Consider the following 21,670-nt stretch of genomic DNA (forward strand, 5'->3'; position numbering starts at 1 on the left):
CTATTTCCAGCGATAGACCCAATAGCGCGGGATCTCGTCCTTGTAGGCGCGGAACTCCAGGTCGGCGGTGAAGGCATAGTTGGTGACGAACGTATGGAGCGGCAGCCAGTAGGCCTGCTCCATGATCCGGCCGATCGCCCGGCGATAATGGTCCTTGCGAACGGCCGGGTCGCTGGCATTGTCGGCAACGTCGAGCAATGCCTTGACCTCGGGGTCGCGGGCGTAGTCGTCCTCGGTATCCTTGAAGAACGTGCTGACGACGGCCGAGGCGTCGTTGACCGAGAAGGACCCCCAGTCGCCCTGCCCCATCGGCGTCTCGCCCTTCTGGAACTTCTGGATGAAGGTCGACACCGGCAGCATCTGCACCTCGGCGTCGATCCCCACACCTTTCAGGTCGGCCTGGATCGCCTCGGTCCAGTCGCGCACGCGATAGGCGAAGAGCTGGGTCTTGAAGCCGTTCGGATAGCCCGCCTCCGCCAGCAGCCGCTTGGCCTTCGCCGGATCGAAGGCATAGCGCGGCGCCAGGGAATCGTCGCAGCCGAACTGCAGCGGGAAGCAGGGTGCGTGGATCACCCGGGCTTCGCCCTGCACCAGGTTCCGGACGTAGCCCTCGCGGTCGATGGCATGGGCGATTGCATGGCGCACCTTCTGCTTGGTCAGCGGGTTGCCGGCCCCCGTCCGCCCGGCCGCGTCGAGCGCCAGGTAGCCGATCCGCATCGCCTCGGCCTGGAGGATCTGCAGGTTCCGGCGGCGCTGGATGTTCGGCAACTGGTCGGCGTCGACATACCAGATGAGGTCGGCATTGCCGGCCAGCAGCTCTGCCAGTTCGGTCGCCCGGTCGGTGATGGTGCGGGCGTGGATGCGCTGGATCGTGGCGCCGCTCTTCGGGCTGCCGGCATAATGCTCGGCAAACCGCTCGAACTTGTAGTCCTTGCCCTGGTCGAGCGAGACGACGCGGTAGGGGCCGGTGCCGATGGGCCGCCGGTTCATCTCCTCCGGGCCCTTGTAGTTGCGCGAATAGACGAACATCGGCATCGACAGGAAGTCGATGGCCGGCGGGAAGGGCCGGTGCAGGTGGATGCGCACCTTGTGCCCGTCGAGGATGTCGACCTTCTTGATCCAGTTGGTGTTGCGCTGGTAGAGCGCCTTGTTCGCCGGATCGGCCACGAAGTTGAACGTGTGGGCGACGTCCTCTGCGCCGAAGGCAGAGCCATCGTGGAACTTCACGCCCTGGCGCAGCTGCACGTCGAGCGTGACGTCGTCGACCCATTTCCACTCGGTCGCCAAGCCCGGCTTGTACGCGAAGGTCTCGGGATCGCGCTCGATCAGGTGGTCCCAGACATGGTGGGCGAAGACGATCCCGTCGCGCAGGCCGTTGTAATAGGAATCGATGTTGGGAACGACGTTGCGCCAGATCGGCCGCAACTCGTCCTTGGCCTTCTGGGCCGCGGCGGGCGCTGCCGGAAGGAAGGCTGCGAAGATGGCCGCCAGAAACGCCGCGAACATGCGCTGATGCATCCCGGTCCCCCTGTTCCCACCGCAGTCTGCGGGCATCCGGCCGCACCGGATCTTCCCGCATCGGGAGTATGGCGACCGGGTGCCTTCGCTGGCAACCGGGGTGGTTGCAATTCTATCCGGTGATCGCCGCGCGAATCTCCTCCACGATGGCCGCCGCTGCCGCCGCCGGGTCGGAGGCCGTGGTGACCGGCCGGCCGACGACCAGGTAGTCGGCACCGGCGGCGATGGCCGCGGCCGGGGTCGCCACGCGCTTCTGGTCCTGCGCGTCGGTCCCGGCCGGGCGGATGCCGGGAGTGACGATGGTCAGGCCGGCGCCGGCCCGCGCGCGGATGGCGGCGGCCTCGGCCCCCGATGCCACGACGCCGTCGCCGCCCGCCGCGAGCACCATGTCGACGCGGTCGAGCACGAGGTCGGCCAGCCCGCGCGAGAAGCCCTCGCGCTGCAGGTCGGCATTGCCGACGCTGGTCAGCACGGTGACGAACAGCAGTTTCAGGGCCGAGTCGCCGCGGCCTTCGATCGCCGCCCGGCAGGTGCGCGGGTCGGCGTGCAGCGTCAGGAAGGTGGCGTCCAGGCGGGCCACGCTCTCCACCGCCTTGCGCACGGTCTCGGGGATGTCGAGGAACTTGGCGTCGATGAAGACCTGGTGCCCCTCGCCGACGAGGCGGCGGACGAGGTCGATGCCACCCGCGAACAGGAGCTGCAGGCCGATCTTGTAGAAGCCCGCGGCAGGGCCGATGCGGCGCACCATGGCCTCGGCCTCGGCGACGGTCGGCAGGTCGAGTGCGACGATGAGGCGGTCGCGCGGGTCGATCCGGCGGGCTTCTGGCATGGCTGGGCTACCTCGCAGAGGGTTGTTGGCCGGTGCGGCGGTGGTCGGGGCGGCGCTCTTTTGGCGCGTAGGCTTGCGGCTGGCAAGTCCGCGCGGCCGGGCCGGCTCAGCCGACCGGGTTGAAGGCGTCGGAATGGAACGCCGCCGGCCGGACGCCGGATACCCGCAGTCCACTGCGTAATGCCCGAACCATGGCGGGCGGCCCTGCGGCATGGATGACCGGGGCATCCAGCGATTCCGCCGTCGTGACCGCAACGGCCACCAGCCGATCGGTGGCGGCCTGCCAGGCGAAGGACGGGTGGGCAGCGGCCAGCCCGTCCAGGCAGGCGGCGCCATAGAGGTCGGCCGGGTCGGTGGCCCCGGCGCATAGCGTCGTCGGCCGGTCCGGCTGCTCCGCCAGCGCGGCGCGTGCGATCGCCAGCATCGGTGCCAGGCCGGTGCCGCCCGCCACCAACAGCAGCGGCCCGGCGCCATCCGGCCGCAGATAGGCGCGCCCGAATGGCCCCTCCATCGTCACCGGGTCACCCGGCCGCAGGTCGGCGGCCGCCGCCGCCGCCCCGCCGGAGCCGGCTGCGCGCAGGTGGAAGGTGATGGTGGCGTCGCCCGGCAGACCGGCCATCGAGAAATCGCGCGGCGCAGCTCCGGCAAAGCCCAACGTCGCATACTGCCCGGCCAGATACGCGAGCCCGCCGGGCGGCGGCTCGACCGCCAGTTCGGTGATGCGGGGTCCGAGCGGGCGCCGGTTCGCGACGCGGGTGTCGAAGCGGCGGGGGAAGGGTGGCGGCAACGGTGCGTCCGCCAGGGCCAGGGTCACGTCGCTGGTAGCCCGGGCGCGGCAGGCCAGGACGATGCCGCCGCGGCGCTCGGCCGGCGACAATGCCGCGGCGGCGTGTGGATCATGGGTCACTTCGCCAGCCACGAGCCGCATGCGGCAGGCGCCGCACAGGCCAGACCGGCAGCCATAGGGCAGCGGCAATCCAGCCGCCAGACCCGCTTCCAGCAGCGTTTGCCCATGCTCGATCGTGGCCGGAGCGTGGCCGTCGACTTTCAGCAGGATCATTCTGGCCGGAAACGCAAAAACGCCCGGCCGGGGGCGGCCGGGCGTTCAGGGGGCGAGGAGGTTGACTGCGGCAGGGGGGGCGCCGCAGCCATCGCCGCGTCGCGATCAACAGGGAGAGAGGATCGCGTGACGCAGATATTAAAATCCCAGATTCGCCCGATGGTCCAACGCGACTCTTGCAATTCAGTCATGCAAACCCGGCATGCCCGCGACGAATTCTCGCCCAACCCTGGATAGAGCCGATGCCGGACGCCGATCAGGCGGCGGCGCGGGCCGCCAGCGGCAGACGCCGCCGGGCACGCGCGTGAATGGCATCGCCGAACGCCTGGAAGATGCGCACGCTGTAGGGGTTCTCCTGCGGCTTGTATTCCGGGTGCCACTGCACGCCCAGCACGAAGGCCGCCGCCGACGGCATCGAGACCGCCTCGACCGTGCCGTCCGGCGCCATCGCCTCGACCCGCAGCGGGTCGGCGACGCGGCAGATCGCCTGCTGGTGCAGGGAATTGACGCACATGTCCTCGACCCCCAGCAGGTCGCGCAGCATGCCGCCCTCGGCCAGCGTGATCGCATGGGCGGGGCCGTAGTTGCGGTCCATGTCGGGCGAGCGGATCGAGCGATGGTCGAAGCGGCCCGCGACCGTCTGCACGCGCTGGGTCAGGCTGCCGCCCAGTGCCACGTTCAGCTCCTGGATGCCGCGGCAGATCGCCAGCACCGGCACGCCTTCCTCGATCGCCGTGCGGATCAGCGGCAAGGTGGTCGCGTCGCGCTTGGGGTCGTGCAACTCGGGCGTCTCGCTGTCGCCGCCCTCATAGAGATGCGGCTCGACGTTCGACGGGCTGCCGGTCAGCAACAGGCCATCCAGCCGGCGCACCACCTCGTGCAGGTCGATCGACGGGCCGGCCGCGGGGATCAGCAGCGGCAGGGTTCCGACCCAGGTCATCGCGTCGACATAGCGCTCGTTGACGCAATGGAACGTCGCGTAGCGCACGAAGCGGATGCAGGACGGAATGCCGACGATGGGCGGGCTTGCGGGCAGGGTCATGCCGGTCTCGATCGCTGGATGGGTTCGGGCCGCGGCCAAATCTCGAACGGCCAAACTGGGGCGAGTGCGATTATCATTGCACGGAACGGACCAGACTGTGGAGCCATTCCATGACGTTTTCGTTCGCGCGATCGGTCGTGGCCCTGGCGCTTGCCGCCTGGGCCTGGGGGACGCCGGCCCTGGCCCAGGCACCCGTCGACACCGCCCTGGTGCTGGCGGTCGATTCGTCGGGCAGCATCGACGAGACCGAGTTCCGCCTCCAGCGCGAGGGGATCGCGGCGGCACTCACCAGCCCGCGGGTGCTCCAGGCGGTGGCCGGCGGCGCCTTCGGCCGACTGGCCGTCGCCTATGTCGAGTGGGGGTCGCCCGGCGGGGCGGAAACGGTGGTGGGCTGGGCTTTCGTGACGGACCGGGCCTCGGCAGAGGCGGCGGCCGCCGCGATCGTGTCGGCACCGCGTTCGCCCCAGAGCTACAACGCCATCGGCGATGCGATCGACCACGCCGCCGGCCTGTTCTCGGCATGCGGCTGCGAGGCGACGCGCCGCGTGATCGACCTGTCGGGTGACAACGCCGACATGCGCAGCCGAAACCCCGCGGCGGCCGCCCGCGACGGTGCCGTCGCCCGCGGGATCACGGTGAACGCGCTGGCGGTGCTGGAGGACGATCGCCGGGGGCCGGGCGGGCGGCCCTGGCTGGTGGAATACTATGAGGGCAACGTCATCGGCGGACCCGGCGCCTTCGTCATGGCGGCCAGCGACCGGGCCGACTTCACGCGCGCACTCCTCGACAAGATGGTGCTGGAGATCGCCGGCACGCCGACGCCGGTCCGGACGATCGCCGGCCGTTGAACGCCGGGTTCAGCGTGTCCGCAGCTTCTCCTGCAGCCGCAGGAGCTGGGAGGCCGCGGGCCGGGCGGCCAGCGCCTTCTCCCACTGCGCCCGGGCTTCGTCGCGCCGGTTGAGGGCGGCATAGACGTCGCCCAGATGCTCGCGCACGCGTGCGGGTTCGACCGCGTCCATGCCGATCGCCCGCTCCAGGGCGGCCTGTGCCTCCACCAGCCGGCCGCTGCGGAACAAGGTGTAGCCCAGCGTATCCTGGACATCGCCCGATTGCGGTTGCTGGGCGGCGGCCGCGCGGGCCTGGCGCAGCGCCTCGGGCAGGTCGCGGCCGCGGATGGCAAGGAACCAGGCGAGCGCGTTCTGCCCCTGCCAGAAGCCCTGGCGCGCGGCGGTGCGATAGAGCCGCTCGGCCGCGGCCTCGTCGACCGGGATGCCCATGCCCTGCTCGTGCAGCCAGGCCAGCGCCACCTGGGCCCGGGGGTCGCCCTGGGCCGCGGCCGCCTCGTACCAGCGCGCGGCCTGGCCCGGGTCCTGGGGCACGCCGCGGCCAAGCTGGTAGAGCCAGGCGAGGTTGCGCTGGGCATCGGCCGCCCCCAGGCGGGCCGCGCGCAAGTACCAGCGGGCGGCCTCGGCATCGCTGGCCGGCACGCCCAGCCCTTGCTCGTAGATCCAGCCGAGTTGGCTCTGGGCGGCGATGTCGCCCTGGTCGGCGGCGCGACGGAACCAGCGCGCGGCCTCGGCCGGGTCGGCGCGCACGCCGCGGCCCTGTTGCAGGACGAAGCCGTAGGCGGTCTCGGCCTCCGCCTCGCCCTGGCGGGCAGCCCGGCCGATCCATTCCGCGCCGGCGGTCTCGTCGGCGACAACGCCGCGGCCCTGCTGGAACAGCCGGCCCAGCATGAGCTGGCCGACGGCATCGCCGCGATCGGCGCTCTGGCGAAACCAGCGGGCCGCCTCGCGCTCGTCGCGCCGCGTGCCCTGCCCCTCGAGGTGGAGGAGGCCGATCGCGGTATCGGCCGGCGGGTAGTTCTGGATCGAGGCCAGGCGATACCAGCGCATGGCGGTCGCGGGATCCTGCGGCACGCCGCGCCCATCTTCGTACAGCAATCCGAGGCTGGTCTGGGCGGGTGCGTAGGATTCCTCGGCCGCGCGGCGGTACTGTGCCACGGCCTCGTCCCAGCGCTGGGCCTTGTCGAGCGCGCGGCCGAGCTGGAAGCGGATGCGGACATGCTCGGGGCGGTCGGCCAGCGCCTTCCGGCAGGCCTGGATCGCGGGCTCGCTTTCGATGCGCGGGAAGGCGGTCCCGGCCCGCGGCGGCGGGGTCTCGCCATGGTTAAGCCAGGGCTGCGGCAGCCCGGCCAGACGGTCGCAGCCGGCCAGGTCGGCCCTGGCTGGCGCAGCAGACATGGCCTCGCCCAGCACGACCATGCCGACCAGGGCTGCGGCCACCGCGGGCGGCAGGGGGCGGCGGGCCCCCCGGCCCGCGGGGTTGGTCACTGGTGCTGCTGGACGCCCCCGGGCTGGTTCTCGTTGAAGACGAACAGCTTGCCATCCAGGCGGACGTCCTGGCGCGCCTCGGTCAGCGCGATGTTGGTGGTGATGCCCTGCCCGTCCGTCACCGACCATTGCCGCAGGGCCAGCGGCTCGCTCTGCAGGGCCAGCTCGACCGAGCCGGCGGCCGGGTCCTTGGTCTGCACCAGCGTCAGCCGGACGACGCCGGCCTGGCGGTCGTAGCGGGTCAGCGTCACGTCGCCCGTGAAGCTGATGCGCTCGCGCAGCAGGAACCAGAGCGGGGTCAGGTTGACCGGGATCTGGGTCGTCTGCTTCAGGGCGGTGTCGTAGGAATAGACCACCGTGCCGTCCGAGATGATCAGCAGCGGCGCCGGCGGATCGTACTGGAAGCGCAGCTTGCCGGGCCGCGACAGGTAGAAGGTGCCCTCGGCATAGGCCCCGTTCGAGGCGACCTGGACGAAGCGGGCCTGCATGGTGCGGATGCCCGAGAGGTAGGCCTGCATGCGCTCGACGTCGGCCTGCTGCTCGGCCGTCAGGCGGGCGGGGGCCGTCTGGGCCAGGGCGGGCCAGGGGAAGGAGGCACCGGTCACCAGCGCGGCAAAGGCCATCGCCAGAATGGAGCGGCGCCCGGTCGGAAGCTGGGAATAGCGCATCGAACCCTCGGCGGAACAGCAGGTGAAGCCCGGCGGATCCGGGTGCTGCGGCGTGGGATGAAGCCAGGGGAATGCGGCAAAGGCAAGGCGTCGCCGCCGCTCAACCGGTGCGTTGGTCGACCCCGCCGTGCTCCGGCTCGGCCAGGGCTGGCGGCGGTGCCGGGTTGCGGTAGGCGATGGCGGCCAGGAAGCGGCCGCGGCCCGCCCGCCCGTGCTCCTCGGCCCGCGCGCGGGCCTGTTCGCCGTCGCCGGCCAGGATCGCCTCGACCAGGCGGCGATGCTCGGCGTTGGATGCGGCCATGTTGGCGACCGGTTCCAGCGAGCGGCGGCGGAACAGGCGCAGCGCCTTGGTCTGCTCCAGGTAGGCTGCCTCGATCCGCCGGTTGGGCGCCATCTCGACGATCCGGCGGTGCAGCAGGGTGTTCAGTTCAAAGAACCGCTCGCGATCCACGGCCGCGATGGCGCGGTCCATCTCGTCGACGAGCCCGGCCAGCTCGAGCGCCTGGGCGGCGCCGGCCGCCATGGCGAGCTGGCGGCCGGCCTGCGCGAAGAGCAGGGTCGCCAGCTCGTAGGTGTCGATCGCCTCGTCGACGGCCAGCATGCGCACGAAGGCGCCGCGGTTCATGATCACGGTGACCAGGCCGCTGCGTTCCAGCGCGCGGGCGGCCTCGCGCACCGGGCCGCGGCTGACGCCCAGCCGGCGGGCGAGCGCGATCTCGTTCAGGCGCTCGCCCGGGGCGATGCTGCCGTCCAGGATCAAGGCCTCGATCGCAGCCTGCACGCGCGCGGCGAGTGCTACGCCAGCCGTTTCCGGGGGCGTCGGAATCGCCTCCCGGTCGGGATCGGGGGCGGTGGAATGAGCGCGGACGGATTGTTTACAATCGATCGCCATGGCTGATACGATCATCGGACCGAGGGAGAGAAACTACAGGAAGACGGCCGGAAAAGGCCATCTCCGATTGTCTACAGACGATCAAGCCAGCCGGCGCCCGAGCAGGCGACGGGGATGGAGGAGCCATGAACGAAGCCGGGCTTGCCGCCGACAGCCGCCTCGATGCCGGATTGCCGCTGCGCCGCCTCAAGTTGCTGGACCTCACGGTCGCCCGCGCCGGCCCGACCTGCGTGCGCCACCTGGCCGACTGGGGCGCCGACGTGATCCGCATCGAGCCGCCGCGCACCGGCGGCGGCGAGGTCGGCAACCGCGACGGCTTCGACTTCCAGAACCTGCACCGCAACAAGCGCGCGATCGAGCTCGACCTGAAGTCCGAGAAGGGCAAGGAGATCTTCTTCCAGCTCGCCCGCGACGCCGACGTGATCGTCGAGAACATGCGGGCACAGGTGAAGTTCCGCCTCGGGGTCGACTACGAGACCGTGCGCCGGGTCAACAAGCGCATCGTCTATGCCTCCATCTCGGGCTTCGGCCAGGACGGGCCCTATGGCCACCGGGCCGGCGTCGACCAGATCGCCCAGGGCATGGGCGGGCTGATGTCGATCACGGGCGAGCCCGGCCAGGGCCCGTTGCGCGTGGGCATCCCGATCGCCGACCTGACGGCCGGCAACCTGCTGGCGCTGGCGGTGATGATGGCGCTGTTCCAGCGCGAGGAGACGGGCGAGGGGCGCTGGGTGCATACCAGCCTGCTCGAGGCGCAGGTCTTCATGCTGGATTTCCAGGCGTCGCGCTGGCTGCTGGCGGGCGAGGTCGCCAAGGCGGCCGGCAACGACCATCCAACCGCGATCCCGACCGGCGTGTTCCCCGCGTCCGACCGGCCGATTACCATCGCCGCGTCGTCGCCCCGCCTGTGGGGCCGTTTCTGCCAGGCGCTGGGCAAGCCCGACTGGGTGGCCAAGCCCGGCTGGGACACTGGCGAGGGTCGCTCGAAGGACCGGCTGGCGATCAACCAGGCGATCTCGGACGTGACGCGCGAGAAATCGAGCCTCCACTGGATCGAGGTGCTGGACGAGGCCGGTATTCCCTGCGGGCCGATCAACACCATCGACCAGACCTTCGCCGACCCCCAGGTCCAGCATCTGGGCCTGGCTCGGCCGGTCGAGCATGCGCGCCTCGGCCCGCAGCGCATCGTCGGCACGCCCCTCAACATGAGCGGGCTGGAGGATCGCATCCGCCGCCCGACGCCGGACGCCGGCCAGCACACCGACGAGGTGCTGGGCGCGCTCGGCTACGACGCCGGCACGATCGCCAAGCTCAGGGCCGACGGCATCATCTGAATTTCCGGCGCATCGGCCGGCCAGCCCAGGACGACAGGAGAACCCCGCACATGGATGGCGGCTCGCGCATCGCACTTCCGACCGAGAAGATCATCGCCGAGCGCCGGGGCGGGGTCGGCTGGCTCATCTTCAACCAGCCCGAGCGGCGCAACGCCATCTCGCAGGAGATGTGGGACGGCATCGCGGTGGCGGGCACGGCGTTCGCGGCCGATCCCGAGATCCGCGTGGTGATCATGCGCGGTGCCGGCGACAAGGCCTTCACTGCCGGCGCCGACATCAGCGAGTTCGAGAAGGTGCGCGCCGACGCCGCGGCCGAGGAGGCCTACCACGCGCGCTCGGCCGCGGCCGGCCGGGCGATGAAGTCGCTGACGGTGCCGCTGGTGGCGATGATCCGCGGCTTCTGCGTCGGCGGCGGCATGGCGATGGCCATGCGGGCCGACCTGCGCATCGCATCCTCGGACAGCAAGTTCGGCATCCCGGCCGCCAAGCTGGGCGTGTCCTACGCCCAGGAGTCGCTGGAGCGGCTGACCCAGTTGGTCGGGCCGTCGATGGCCAAGCACGTGATGTTCCTGGGCCGGCTCTACACCGCCGACCAGGCGCTGGCCATGGGCCTGGTGAACGAGGTGGTGGCGCCCGAGGAACTGGAGGCGACCGTCGAGGGTATTGCGGCCGAGATCGCCGCCAACGCCCCATTGTCGATCCGCGCGGCCAAGACGATGATCGAGCAGAGCCTGATCGACGCGCCGCGCCGCGACCATGACGGCAACGCCGCGCTGGAGCGCGCGTGCTTCGACAGCGAGGACTACAAGGAAGGCCGTCGCGCCTTCATGGAGAAGCGGCGGCCGGTGTTTCGCGGCCGCTGAGGGCCGACGACCTTCAAGGCGAGAGGACGGCGCGAGATGGCGGCCGGACCGGCAACGGGTCCGCAACGCCATCCGGCCGGAAACGACAAGGCAGGAGGAACGCCAACATGACCATCATTACCAGACGAGGTCTGCTGCAGGCCGGTGCCGCGCTCGGCACCGTTGGCGCCATGGGCCGTTTCCCGGCCCTGGCGCAGGAGATGACCCCGCACGAGAAGCAGCTCTACGAGGCGGCCAAGAAAGAGGGCGAGGTCACCTGGTACTCAGGCCAGCTCAGCGCCGAGCCGGGCGAGGCGGTGGGCAAGGCCTTCGGCGAGCGCTATCCGGGCCTGAAGGCGAACGTCATCCGCAGCACGTCCCAGGTGGCCTTCCAGCGCCTGTCGCAGGACATGCGCGCCCGCACCGCCCAGTGCGACATCTTCAGCTCGACCGATTCCGGCCATTACGGCTTCCTGAAAAAGGAAGGCCTGCTGATGAAGTACCGGCCGAAGAACGCGGACGGCATGATCGAGGCGGCCCGCAAGGGCGACCCCGACGACATGTTCCAGACCTGCTACTTCGGCCTCTACCTGATGGGCTACAACACCCAGAAGGTATCCGCGGCCGACGCGCCCAAGAGCTGGACCGACCTGCTCGACCCCAAATGGAAGGACCAGATCGCGGTCGGCCATCCGGGCTACAGCGGGGCCATCGGCATCTGGGCCCTGCTGATGAAGCAGATGTACGGCGTCGACTACCTGAAGAAGCTGGAGCGCAACAAGCCGCAGATCGGCCGTTCCAGCATGGACCCGGTGACGCTGATGAACGGCGGCGAGCGGGCGATCGGCGTGGCGATCCCGTCCGCCACCACGCTGCTCAGCATCTCGCGCGGCAACCCGCTGAAGCTGATCTACCCGACCGACGGCACGGTGGCGACGCCGGCGCCGACGGCGATCATCGCCAACGCGCCGCACCCCAATGCCGCCAAGCTCTTCATGGAGTTCGCGACCGGGCCGGAATATTCGCGGGTCATCACCAAGCTGTTCAACGAGTCGCTGCGGCCGGAAGTGCCGCCCCCGGTGGGCGGCCGGCCGCTCAACGACATCAAGCTGATCATGCCGACCATGGAAGAGGCCGAGAAGGGCGTGCCGGAAATGCGCGAGGTCTGGCGCGACATCTTCGGCGTCTGACACCGCCGGCATGTAAGACCGGATCCCCGGCGCCCATGCGGGCGCCGGGTCGCCGACACCATTCCAGGCGGATCGTTCCAGCATGACCGACAGTGCGGCAATGGGCGCGCCGGGTCGCCCCCTCTCCATCCAGGCGCGGCTGCGCAACATCGAGCCCGCCACCCTCATCTGGGTGGCGCTGGCGGCCGTTCTTCTCGTCCTCGTCGCCTATCCCATGGGCAAGCTGCTCGTCTCCAGCTTCGAGACGCGCGGCACGGGCGCCTTCACCCTCGACAACTACATGACCGCCTATGGCCGGGCCCGCTATCTGGAGGCGCTCGGCAACTCGCTGATGCTGGGGCTGGCCGCCGCCGGCATCTCGGTGGTGCTGGCGGTGCCCATGGCCTGGGCGGTCTCACGCACCGACATGCCCGGCAAGAGCATCGTCTGGATCACGGTGCTGGGGGCCTTCATCCTGCCGCCCTTCCTGGGGGCGATCGGATGGATCCTCCTGGCCGGCCCCAATGCCGGCTTCCTCAACCAGTTCTGGCGTTGGGCGACGGGGCTGCAGGCGCCGCTGGTGAATGTCTATTCCTTCTCCGGCCTGGCCCTGGTCATCGCGCTGCACTCCTTCCCGCTGATCTTCATTTTCGTGAAGTCCGCGCTCGACCTCGTGTCGTCGGAAATGGAGGACGCGGCCAACATCCTGGGCGCCGGCACCTGGACGACGACCCTGAAGATCACCCTGCCGCTGGTCTGGCCGGCCATCCTGGGCGGCACCATCGTCGTCTTCCTGGAGACGATCGCGCTGTTCGGCACGCCCGCCATCATCGGCATCCCGGCCCGGATCAACGTCGTCACCACGCAGCTGTGGCAGTTCTTCGAGTATCCCGTCCGGGTCGAAGTGGCGTCGGCCTACGCCATGCCACTGCTGCTGATCACCGTCGTGATGATCCTGGCCCAGCGCCTGCTGCTCAACCGCAAGGGGTTCGTCTCGCAGAGCGGCAAGGGCGGCGAACGCCGGCCGACCCGGCTCGGCCCCTGGCGCTGGCCGGTGTTCGGCTGGTGCGCCTGCGTCGGCATTTTCTCCGTCGCCATGCCGATGATCGTGCTGATCCAGGCCTCCTTCGCCAAGGGCTGGGGCCGCGGCTTCAGCTGGGACAACCTGACCCTGCGCAACTACGAATACCTGCTGTTCCGCCACGAGATGGCGATTCAGTCGATCTGGAACACGCTGATCTTCTCCAGCATCGCCGCCACGGCGGCGGTCATCCTGGCGCTGCTCATCGCCTACATCGCCGCACGCCGGCTGGTGCCGTTCGCGGGTGCCTTAGGGTTCCTGGCGATGGCGCCCTTCGTCATCCCCGGCATCGTCATGGCCATCGGCTTCTACGCCGCCTACGCGTCGCCGCCGCTGGCGCTCTACGGCACGGCCGCCATCATCGTCATGGCCTTTGTCGCTCGCTTCCTGCCGATCGCCTATGCCAACTCCACCGCGGCCATTCGCGCCGTCCATCCCGAGATGGAGGAGGCGGCCCGCATCCTGGGCAGCGGGCGCATGCGCACGGTGGCGAAGATCACCGCCCCCCTGATCCGCAAGAGCCTGCTGGGCGGCTGGTTGCTGGTCTTCATCGTCTCGGCCCGCGAGCTGTCGTCGGCGGTGTTCCTGGTCGGGCCGAAGACGCTGACCATGGCCGTGCTCATCTACGACCTGAGCGAGGCCGGCAATTTCGAGGTCGTGGCCGCCATGGGCGGCCTGATGCTGGTCATCACCCTGGTGCTCGTCGGCGTCGGCATGAAGCTGGCCGGGCGCGATTTCATGTTGCGGAGGGATTAGCGATGCCCCGTCTGGTCCTGAACCGCCTCGGCAAGGCCTTCGGCAAGACGACCGTCGTCGACGGCGTCGAGCTGTCGCTCGAAGAGGGCGAGTTCGTCTCCCTGCTGGGTCCGTCGGGCTGCGGCAAGACGACGACCTTGCGCATGATCGCGGGCTTCATCGAGCCGTCCGCCGGCACGATCGAGCTCGATGGCAAGGTCGTGTCCCAGCCCGGATCGACCCTGCCGCCGGAGCGGCGGCGCATGTCGATGATCTTCCAGAGCTATGCCATCTGGCCGAACATGACAGTGGCCGAGAACGTCGCCTTCGGGCTCAAGCTGCGCAAGCTGCCCTCCGACGAAGTGCGCCGGCGGGTCGGCGAGATCCTGGAGGTGGTGCAGATGGGCCACCTGGCCGGGCGCTACCCGGCCGAGCTGTCGGGTGGCCAGCAGCAGCGGGTGGCGTTGGCGCGCGCCATCGTCGTCAAGCCGTCGGTCCTGCTGCTGGACGAGCCGCTGTCCAACCTCGACGCCAACCTGCGCGAGGAGATGCGGTTCGAGATCCGCCGCCTGCATGACGAGTTCCGCATCACCACCGTCTATGTCACCCACGACCAGGCCGAGGCGATGGCGACGTCCGACCGCATCGCCGTCATGCATGCCGGCCGCATCGAGCAGGTCGACGTCCCCCACCTGCTCTACACCCGGCCGCAGACCCGCTTCGTTGCCGGCTTCATCGGCCGCACCAACCTTCTGTCGGCGCGCTGGCAGAATGGCGAGGTCGGCTTCGAGGGAGGGTTCGCGCTGCCGGCCGGCATGCTGGGCCTGGCCCCGCCGGCGGGCGCGGCCGAGGGCACGGTGTCGATCCGCCCCCAGGGCATGCGCCTCCATCGCCAGGCGCCTGCGGCCGGCGTGCCGGTGCTGCCGGCCACCCTGTCGAGCCGGGTCTTCCTGGGCGAGACCTGGGACTATGGCGTGACCCTGCCCGGCACCGACCAGAAGTTGCGGGTGGCGGCACCGCCGTTCGATGTCTTCGATGTCGGCTCGGCGGTGTGGGTGGAGTTCGACCCGCGGCAGATGGCGGTGGTACGCTGATCCGATGATCCAGATCCTCCGCGCCGCCGACCGTACCCCCATCCCCTGGAAGAACGGCGGCGGCCGGGCGGAGGACATCGCGTCTGGCCCCGCCGACGCCACCTGGGACGCCATGGACTGGCGGGTAAGCCGGGCCTGGATCGAAGCGTCCGGCCCCTTCTCGGTCTTCGGCCCGATCGACCGCACCTTCATGGTGGCCGACGGCGACGGGGTGGAACTGTCGCCAGCCGGCATGCCGGCCGCCCGGCTCGACATGACCTCGGCCCCGTTCTCGTTTCCGGGCGACGTCGCCACCGGTTGCCGGCTGCTGGGCGGCCCTGTGATCGCCTTCAACCTGATGACCGCGCGCGGCCGCTGGCGCCATCGCCTCGCCCGTCGCGCCTGTTCGGGTCCGACCGAACTGGCCGGCGCGGCGACGCTCAGCTTCGCGGTGCTGCTGCAGGGTGCTGCCCGCATGGGCGCCGAGGCGCTGGCATTGCAGGATGCCGTCCGGCTGCCGCGCGGCGAACACGTCACCCTGGATGCATCCGGCGCCACCATCGCCTGGGTGGAACTGTGGGACGCGCCCGTCTTGTGATGCTCCGTCTGCCGGGGTTTCTGCTCGCCGTCCTGCTGCTGGCCACCTTGCTGCTGGCCGTCTCGCTCGCGTCGGCCGCCTCGGCGCAGGCCTTGCGGGTGGACCGGGTCGCCGTCGCCTCGTCCTCCCTCAAGCCTGGAGAGGCGCCGGTTCCGGTCGAGCTGGTCGCCTGGTTCTCGCGGCCGCCGGTGGCAGGGGCGGTGCCGGCGGTGCTGCTGATGCATGGCTGCAGCGGCCCCGGCCGCAACCTCCCGCAATGGCGCCAGGTGCTGGATGGCATGGGCCTGGCCGTGCTGTCGCTCGACAGTTTCGCCGGTCGCGGACTGAAGGAGATCTGCAGCGACTTTACCCGCCTGTCGGACCGGGAGCGGCTGGTCGATGCCCTGGCCGGGCTCGACTGGCTGGCATCGCGCCCGGATATCCTGGGCGGGCGCATCGCGCTGATCGGCTTCTCTCATGGCGGCGGCATCGCGCTCGACGCGGCGGCCCTGCCACCGCGGGACGCTGCCCCGCGCGGCTTCCGGGCGGCGATCGCCTTCTATCCTGCCTGCCGGCTGCCCCGCCGGCAGCAGGCGGAATACCGCGTGCCGCTCAGCATCCTGATCGGCGACGCCGACGACTGGACACCCGCAGCCGCGTGTCGCGATCTCGTGGCCCGCAGCCGCGGCCTGCCGATCGAACTCGAGGTCTATCCCGAAGCCCGGCACGCCTTCGATGTGGCCGGTCTGGCCGAGACGCTGCGCCCGGACGTCCAGAACCGCAACAGCCCGACCGGCCGGGGCTCCGTCGTCGGCGAGAACCCGGCGGCGCGGGCGGCCGCCATCGACGCGGTACGTGGGTTCCTGAAACGCCACCTTTGAGGTGGCTCGGGTCAGGCGAGCGTGGCTCCGGCGGCCATGCGCGGCACCGATCGGCGCTCCACATCGATGCGCGCGACCAGGTGCAGCATGCGCTCGGCGCTGCCCAGCAGGGCCAGGAGCGCGCCGCGTTCGCCGGCGGTCAGCGACGGTGCCAGGTGCAACGTGCGCCGGCGCAGCAACGACAGGTCGGCCAGCAGGGTCGGGACGGCCAGCGCCGTTGCCAGGTCCGGGTCGGGGTCGAGCGTATCGAGTGCGATCGCCATCTCGTGCAGGATGGAGTCCACCAGTTCGCGGCCGCCGTCGGAGAAGGTCTCGCCCGTTACCCGGTGGGCCGTCTGGTAGAGCGCGTCGCCGACGCTGGCGGCCAGGTCGGCTTCGGTGATCAGGCTGCCGACCAGTTCGGCGGCAGGCTCCGACATGCCGGGCCGGAACAGGTCGGCCGTGAAGCGGCGGATGTCGCGGCCCAGCACGTCGACGGCGAAGCGGTGCTCGCCGGCATCGTCGGGCGCACCCGCGCGCCCTTGGGCCGCGTGCAGGAACAGGCCCGCTCCCCACAGCAGACGGGCGATCTCCCGCCGGACCGCGGGGACGCCAAGGGCGAGGTCGCCCGTCATCGCCGCGGTGATGAAACGCGGCCGGGAATAGTCCTCGATGTCGTCGGCCTGCGTATGGCCGACGCGTGCCAGCACGCGCTCGAAGGTGCCGACGAAGGGGAAGAGCAGGGCCGTGTTGAAGATGTTGAAGGCGATCGAGTAGACGCCGACCGCGACCGGTGCCAGCGGATAGGCGGCGCCCCCGTTCGTCATCGTCGGTATTCCCGGGTCGCCCACCAGCAAGATCACCACCTGGCAGGCGAGCGGGAACAGCGGCAGCATCACCGCCACGCCGATGAGGTTGAAGGCGATGTGGGCGTAGGCCGTGCGCTTGGCATTGCGCGACAGGTTGAGCGAGGCGATGAAGGACGTGATCGTCGTGCCGAGGTCGGCGCCGAGCGAGAAGGCGAGCGCCGTCTGCCAGTCGAGGATGCCCGACCCGGCCAGCCCCATGACGATGCCGATGGTGGCCGAGGACGAGTGGATGAGTGCGGTGATGACGGCGGCCACGATCACGCTGTAGAGGAGGCCGGCAAAGCCGTCGGCGCGCAGGCCGGTGATGACGGCCATGACGTCGGGCATGTCCCGCAGCGGCCGCAGGCCGCCGGTCATCAGGCCCAGCCCATAGAAGATGAGGCAGAATCCGAGCAGCGCCAGGCACAGGTTGCGCGTGGCCTCGCGCCGCGAGAATACCATGGCGATGGCGAATATGCCGGCGAGGAAGAGGCCCCACAGGCCAAGCGGCAGCGCCACCAGGGCATTGGTCAGGGTGGTGCCGATGTTGGCGCCCATGATGACGCTGATCGCCGGCCGCAGGCCCAGCACGCCGGCATTGACGAGGCCCACGACCATCACCGTCATGGCCGTGCTCGACTGGATGACGGCGGTGATCAGGGTGCCGGCGAGCAGCCCCTTGATGGGCGTGCCGGCCAAGCGGGCCAGCATGGCGCGCATGCGGTTGACGGCCATCGCCTGGATGCCGTCGGCCATGAACTCCAGGCCGAGCAGGAAGAGGCCGAGGCCGCCCACGACGGGGGCTAGTACCTGCGCGAAGAGATCCACCTGCACCCGCCGGCACCGAGGGCCGGCGGCTCAGCTACCCTCGCCGTGCTTCCACAGGACTTCGCGCTTGCCGACATGGTTGGCCGAGCTGATCACGCCCGCCCCCTCCATGCGCTCGACCAGGCGGGCGGCGCGGTTGTAGCCGATCTGCAGGTGGCGCTGGATGAAGCTGGTGGACGCCTTGCGCTCGCGGATGACGATCTGCACGGCCTGCTCGTAGAGCCCATCGGCATCGCCGTCGTCCCCGTCGCCCGACCCGCCCTCGCCGCCCGTGGCCATGTCGTCCTCGGTCACCTCGTCGAGATAGGCGGGCTCGCCCTGGGCCTTCAGGAACTTCACCACCTCCTCGACCTCGTCGTCGCGCACGAAGGGGCCGTGGACGCGGGTGATGCGGCCGCCGCCGGCCATGTACAGCATGTCACCCCGGCCCAGTAGCTGCTCGGCCCCGGCCTCGCCCAGGATCGTGCGGCTGTCGATCTTGGAGGTGACCTGGAAGCTGATGCGGGTCGGGAAGTTCGCCTTGATGGTGCCGGTGATGACGTCGACCGACGGGCGCTGGGTTGCCATGATGATGTGGATGCCGGCCGCGCGCGCCATCTGGGCCAGGCGCTGGATCGCGGCCTCAATGTCCTTGCCCGCCACCAGCATCAGGTCGGCCATCTCGTCGACGACGACGACGATGAAGGGCAGCGGCTTCAGGTCGAAGGGCTGGTCCTCGAACACGGGCTCGCCGGTCTCGGCGTTGAAGCCGGTCTGCACGCGGCGCTTGCCGTCCTCGCCGCGCTTGGCCATCTCGGCCAGTCGGGAATTGAAGCCCTCGACGTTGCGCACGCCGAGCTGGGACATGGCACGGTAGCGGTTCTCCATCTCTCGCACGGTCCATTTCAGCGCGACGATGGCCTTGCGCGGGTCCGTCACGACCGGCGCCAGCAGATGCGGGATGCCGTCATAGACGGACAGTTCCAGCATCTTGGGGTCGATCATGATGAACTTGCAGCGGTCGGGCGGCAGCCGATAGAGGAGCGACAGAATCATCGCGTTCATGCCGACCGACTTGCCCGAGCCGGTGGTGCCGGCGATCAGCAGATGGGGCATGCGGGCGAGGTCGGCGATCACCGGCGCGCCGCCGATGTCCTTGCCGATCGCCAGCATGAGCTGGGCCGAGGTCTTCTCGTAGGCGTCGGCCGACAGGAGCTCGCGCATCCACACCGTCTCGGCCTTGCGGTTCGGCAGCTCGATGCCGATGACGTTGCGGCCGGGCACCACGGCGACGCGGACGGAGACGGCGCTCATCGAGCGCGCGATGTCGTCGGCCAGGCCGATGACGCGCGACGACTTGGTGCCGGGGGCGGGCTCCAGCTCGTAGAGGGTGACGACCGGGCCGGGGCGGACCTTCACGATCCGGCCCTTCACGCCGAAATCCTCCAGCACCCCTTCCAGCATCTTGGCGTTGTTGGACAGGGCCGCCTCGTCGACGCCGGCATCGATCACCGGCGGGATCGGCGCCAGCAGGTCGAGCGGCGGCAGGCGGTATTCGCCGTCGACCGACAGGTCGAGGGCCGCCTGCTTGGTGGCGGGCTTCTTGGCGGCGGCGGCGGTCGCCTGCCGCCGCTGGCTGAGGTCGACGGCGACGGTCTGGCGCCGCGGGTCGGGAATGGGCGGCACGATGGCGGGTGCGGCCGGCATCGCGGCGCGCGCCGGCAGCGGCATCGGGCGCAGGTCGTCCTCGGGCTCGTCGTCCGGGCCGTCGCCATCGGGGTCGGCCGGCTGGACGCCGCCGCGGCGGGCGAAGACGGGCTCCACCCGCTCGGCCGGCTCCGGCACGGCGCGGGGCGCGCGACCGGGCTTGCGCGGCTCGGCCGCCGGTGCCACGGCGGCGGGCGGGCGGGCGGCCGCGGGGGCGGCAGTGGCCCGCTTGGGCGGACGTAGCTGGTCCCACAGGCGCAGCAGCAGGTTGCCGAGCCCGACCACGCCGCGGCTGACGAGGCCGCCGGCACTGCCCGCACCGCGGCCGGCCCCGCTCCATTCCGCCCGCGACAGGCCGATCACATAGGCCGCCCCGACCAGGCTGGTGATCGTCACGACGAACAGCAGGATGCCGTAGCCGAACGGCCCCAGCGTGTATTCCAGCCCGCTCATCCGGTGCAGCAGCAGGCCGCCGGTGAAACCGCCCCAGCCGCCCTGCAGCCACCAATTGTCGGGAAACGGCATGATCGACAGGGTGGCGGCCAGGCCCAGCAAGGTCGGGAAGAAGGCGATCAGGCGGAAGGCGATGTGGTTGACGAGGCGGTGGGCCGCCAGCCGCCAGCCCCAGGCGATCAGCACGACGGGGATCAGCAATGCCGCCATGCCGACGCTCTGCCACAGCAGGTCGGCGGCGTAGGCGCCGCTATGGCCCATCAGGTTGCGCACCGGCGCGTCGACCGCCCGGTTGAAGGACGGGTCGCCGCGATCGTAGGTGACGAGCGCCACCAGGAAGGCCAGCCCCAGCGCGAAGAGGAGGACGCCGGCGGTCTCTTCCAGCCGCCGCCGCAGGAACCGAGAGACGGTCTCGGTGCCGCCGGTGGCGCGCTCCATGAAGGCGCGCGCCATCGTCTCCTTGCCCATGTTTCCCCGCGCCATCGGTCGGTCGCTCGTCTTCCCGGGTGCCGTCTAGCCCAGGGCGCGGACGAGGCGGCCGAGACCGGCCTCTACCTTGTCCGCGTCATGGACCAGCGCCACGCGAATGTAGGGTTGGCCGATGTTGCTGCCGTCGGCATTCGGCCGGGCGATGTAGCCGCCCGGTACGACCTTGATTCCGGCCTGGGTCCACAGCCGGTGCGTCGCCTTCTCGCCGTCGCCCACGTCGAGCCACAGGAAGAAGCCGCCCGGCGGCCGGTAGAAGGCGAAGCGATCACCGATCACCCGCTCGGCGATGTCGATCTTCTGGCGATAGAGCGCGCGGTTCTCGGCGACGTGCGTCTCCTCGTCCCACAGCGCGGTCGCCGCCGCCAGCAGCGGCATCGGCACCGTGGAGCCGCCATAGCTGCGCAGGCGGGTGAACATCCGCAGCAGATCCGGGCAGCCGGCGACGAAGCCGCAGCGGATGCCGGGCGCGCTCGACCGCTTGGACAGCGAGTGCATGACCAGCACATGGTCGGTCGAGCCGCCCATCGCGGCCGCGGCCTCCAGCGCGCCGGGCGGCGGCACGGTGTCGTAGATCTCGGCGTAGCACTCGTCGGCCAGCAGCACGAAGTCGTATCGCCGGGCGAGCGCGATCAGGCGCTTCAGATAGTCGAGATCGGCCAGCGCCCCCTGCGGGTTGGCGGGCGAGCAGAGATAGAAGAGCGCGCAGCGCTCCAGCGTCTCCTCGGGGATGGCGTCGAGGTCGGGCAGGAAGCCCGTCTCCTTCGTCGCCGGCAGGAACACGGCCTCCGCGCCCGACATGACGGCTGCGGCGTTGTAGACGTGATAGTAGGGGTTGGGCAGCAGCACCGTCGGGCGCTTGCCCTTCTTCTCCTGTGGCACGGCCACCTGCGCCAGCAGGTAGAGGCCCTCCTTGGTGCCGACGAGCGGCAACACCTGGCGCTCGGGGTCGATCATGCCCTCGGGCAGACCGTAGCGGCGGTTCAGCCAGTTGGTCGCGGCGCGGCGGAACTCGGGGCTGCCCTCGTTACCGGGATACTTGCCCCACAGATGGGCATTGGCGGCCACCGTCTCGGCCAGCAGCGCCGGCGGCGGGTGCTGCGGCTCGCCCGCCGACATCAGGAGGGGCGTCTCGTTGGCCAGCGGCTGGGTGCCGGCCAGCAGGGTGGCAAGGCGATAGAAGGGGTTGTCCCCCAGCGCTTCTAGGCGTTCGTTCAGCATGCGTAGATGATTCCCCCCGGGAAGCCGGGGATCGTACAAGCCGACCTGCGCCAAAACAACCACCTGGCCCCGGAGCCTCACAAACTGGATGCGGCCAGGGCGGCGGCACCAGCAAGGCCTGCCCAAGACGGCGTT

The 21,670-nt window shown here is 70.5% G+C and carries 18 protein-coding genes; 8 read left to right on the forward strand and 10 right to left on the reverse strand.

Annotated elements, in window-relative coordinates:
• From STVA_RS26545 to STVA_RS26560, 4 genes are all read right to left on the reverse strand, one after another.
• Window positions 1-1,506, reverse strand: a complete 1,506-nt coding sequence (locus STVA_RS26545; RefSeq protein WP_170216502.1) for an ABC transporter substrate-binding protein — start codon at window positions 1,504-1,506, stop codon at window positions 1-3.
• 124 nt (window positions 1,507-1,630) lie between these two features.
• A complete protein-coding gene (gene pyrF / locus STVA_RS26550) occupies window positions 1,631-2,347 on the reverse strand; it encodes an orotidine-5'-phosphate decarboxylase (protein ID WP_123690403.1) in 717 nt (238 codons plus the stop codon).
• A 106-nt stretch (window positions 2,348-2,453) separates the two neighbouring features.
• On the reverse strand, window positions 2,454-3,407 hold the full coding sequence (locus STVA_RS26555; RefSeq protein ID WP_123690401.1) for a 2Fe-2S iron-sulfur cluster-binding protein: 954 nt from the start codon (window positions 3,405-3,407) through the stop codon (window positions 2,454-2,456).
• A 256-nt stretch (window positions 3,408-3,663) separates the two neighbouring features.
• Complete coding sequence (locus tag STVA_RS26560) at window positions 3,664-4,449, reverse strand: gamma-glutamyl-gamma-aminobutyrate hydrolase family protein (RefSeq protein ID WP_123691301.1); 786 nt, start codon at window positions 4,447-4,449, stop codon at window positions 3,664-3,666.
• A gap of 110 nt (window positions 4,450-4,559) precedes the next feature.
• Here STVA_RS26560 and STVA_RS26565 point away from each other — a divergent pair, with 110 nt between their 5' ends.
• Window positions 4,560-5,297 carry a DUF1194 domain-containing protein gene (locus tag STVA_RS26565; protein WP_123690399.1) on the forward strand — a complete coding sequence of 246 codons (738 nt, stop codon included), beginning with the start codon at window positions 4,560-4,562 and terminating at the stop codon, window positions 5,295-5,297.
• Window positions 5,298-5,306: 9 nt separating this feature from the next.
• Here the strand turns inward: STVA_RS26565 and STVA_RS26570 are convergent, their stop codons facing one another.
• From STVA_RS26570 to STVA_RS26580, 3 genes are all read right to left on the reverse strand, one after another.
• Window positions 5,307-6,782: a tetratricopeptide repeat protein gene (locus STVA_RS26570; RefSeq protein ID WP_123690397.1), complete on the reverse strand. Its 1,476-nt coding sequence runs from the start codon at window positions 6,780-6,782 to the stop codon at window positions 5,307-5,309.
• On the reverse strand, window positions 6,779-7,450 hold the full coding sequence (locus STVA_RS26575; RefSeq protein WP_123690395.1) for a LolA family protein: 672 nt from the start codon (window positions 7,448-7,450) through the stop codon (window positions 6,779-6,781). Before STVA_RS26575 ends, STVA_RS26570 begins: the two co-directional genes overlap by 4 nt.
• A 100-nt stretch (window positions 7,451-7,550) precedes the next feature.
• Window positions 7,551-8,357 carry an FCD domain-containing protein gene (locus STVA_RS26580; protein WP_123690393.1) on the reverse strand — a complete coding sequence of 269 codons (807 nt, stop codon included), beginning with the start codon at window positions 8,355-8,357 and terminating at the stop codon, window positions 7,551-7,553.
• Window positions 8,358-8,467: 110 nt separating this feature from the next.
• Here STVA_RS26580 and STVA_RS26585 point away from each other — a divergent pair, with 110 nt between their 5' ends.
• From STVA_RS26585 to STVA_RS26615, 7 genes are all read left to right on the forward strand, one after another.
• Window positions 8,468-9,676: a CaiB/BaiF CoA transferase family protein gene (locus tag STVA_RS26585; RefSeq protein WP_123690391.1), complete on the forward strand. Its 1,209-nt coding sequence runs from the start codon at window positions 8,468-8,470 to the stop codon at window positions 9,674-9,676.
• A gap of 50 nt (window positions 9,677-9,726) precedes the next feature.
• Window positions 9,727-10,539, forward strand: coding sequence for an enoyl-CoA hydratase (locus STVA_RS26590; protein WP_123690390.1), 813 nt, complete (start codon window positions 9,727-9,729; stop codon window positions 10,537-10,539).
• Window positions 10,540-10,646: 107 nt separating this feature from the next.
• Window positions 10,647-11,708: an ABC transporter substrate-binding protein gene (locus STVA_RS26595; RefSeq protein WP_123690388.1), complete on the forward strand. Its 1,062-nt coding sequence runs from the start codon at window positions 10,647-10,649 to the stop codon at window positions 11,706-11,708.
• Between the two features lie 82 nt (window positions 11,709-11,790).
• The gene (locus STVA_RS26600; RefSeq protein WP_123690386.1) at window positions 11,791-13,524 is read left to right on the forward strand and encodes an ABC transporter permease; all 1,734 of its coding nucleotides are present in this window, start codon (window positions 11,791-11,793) and stop codon (window positions 13,522-13,524) included.
• 2 nt (window positions 13,525-13,526) lie between these two features.
• Entirely contained in the window at window positions 13,527-14,597 is a 1,071-nt protein-coding gene (locus STVA_RS26605; RefSeq protein WP_123690384.1) for an ABC transporter ATP-binding protein, read from the forward strand.
• A 4-nt stretch (window positions 14,598-14,601) separates the two neighbouring features.
• Window positions 14,602-15,174 carry a HutD/Ves family protein gene (locus STVA_RS26610; RefSeq protein WP_170216501.1) on the forward strand — a complete coding sequence of 191 codons (573 nt, stop codon included), beginning with the start codon at window positions 14,602-14,604 and terminating at the stop codon, window positions 15,172-15,174.
• Window positions 15,174-16,034 carry a dienelactone hydrolase family protein gene (locus STVA_RS26615; protein ID WP_123690379.1) on the forward strand — a complete coding sequence of 287 codons (861 nt, stop codon included), beginning with the start codon at window positions 15,174-15,176 and terminating at the stop codon, window positions 16,032-16,034. The genes STVA_RS26610 and STVA_RS26615 overlap by 1 nt, the downstream gene beginning before the upstream one ends.
• An 11-nt stretch (window positions 16,035-16,045) precedes the next feature.
• Here the strand turns inward: STVA_RS26615 and STVA_RS26620 are convergent, their stop codons facing one another.
• Genes STVA_RS26620 through STVA_RS26630 form a run of 3 tightly spaced genes read right to left on the reverse strand, consistent with a single transcriptional unit; the run spans window position 16,046 to window position 21,535 of the window.
• Window positions 16,046-17,689, reverse strand: a complete 1,644-nt coding sequence (locus STVA_RS26620) for a Na/Pi cotransporter family protein (protein WP_142235891.1) — start codon at window positions 17,687-17,689, stop codon at window positions 16,046-16,048.
• A 30-nt stretch (window positions 17,690-17,719) separates the two neighbouring features.
• Window positions 17,720-20,311: a DNA translocase FtsK gene (locus STVA_RS26625; RefSeq protein WP_245978335.1), complete on the reverse strand. Its 2,592-nt coding sequence runs from the start codon at window positions 20,309-20,311 to the stop codon at window positions 17,720-17,722.
• A 30-nt stretch (window positions 20,312-20,341) separates the two neighbouring features.
• On the reverse strand, window positions 20,342-21,535 hold the full coding sequence (locus STVA_RS26630; RefSeq protein WP_123690375.1) for an aminotransferase class I/II-fold pyridoxal phosphate-dependent enzyme: 1,194 nt from the start codon (window positions 21,533-21,535) through the stop codon (window positions 20,342-20,344).
• Window positions 21,536-21,670: the final 135 nt, after the last annotated feature.

Origin of the sequence: Stella humosa, from assembly GCF_006738645.1 — a bacterium.
Taxonomy (GTDB): domain Bacteria; phylum Pseudomonadota; class Alphaproteobacteria; order ATCC43930; family Allostellaceae; genus Allostella; species Allostella humosa.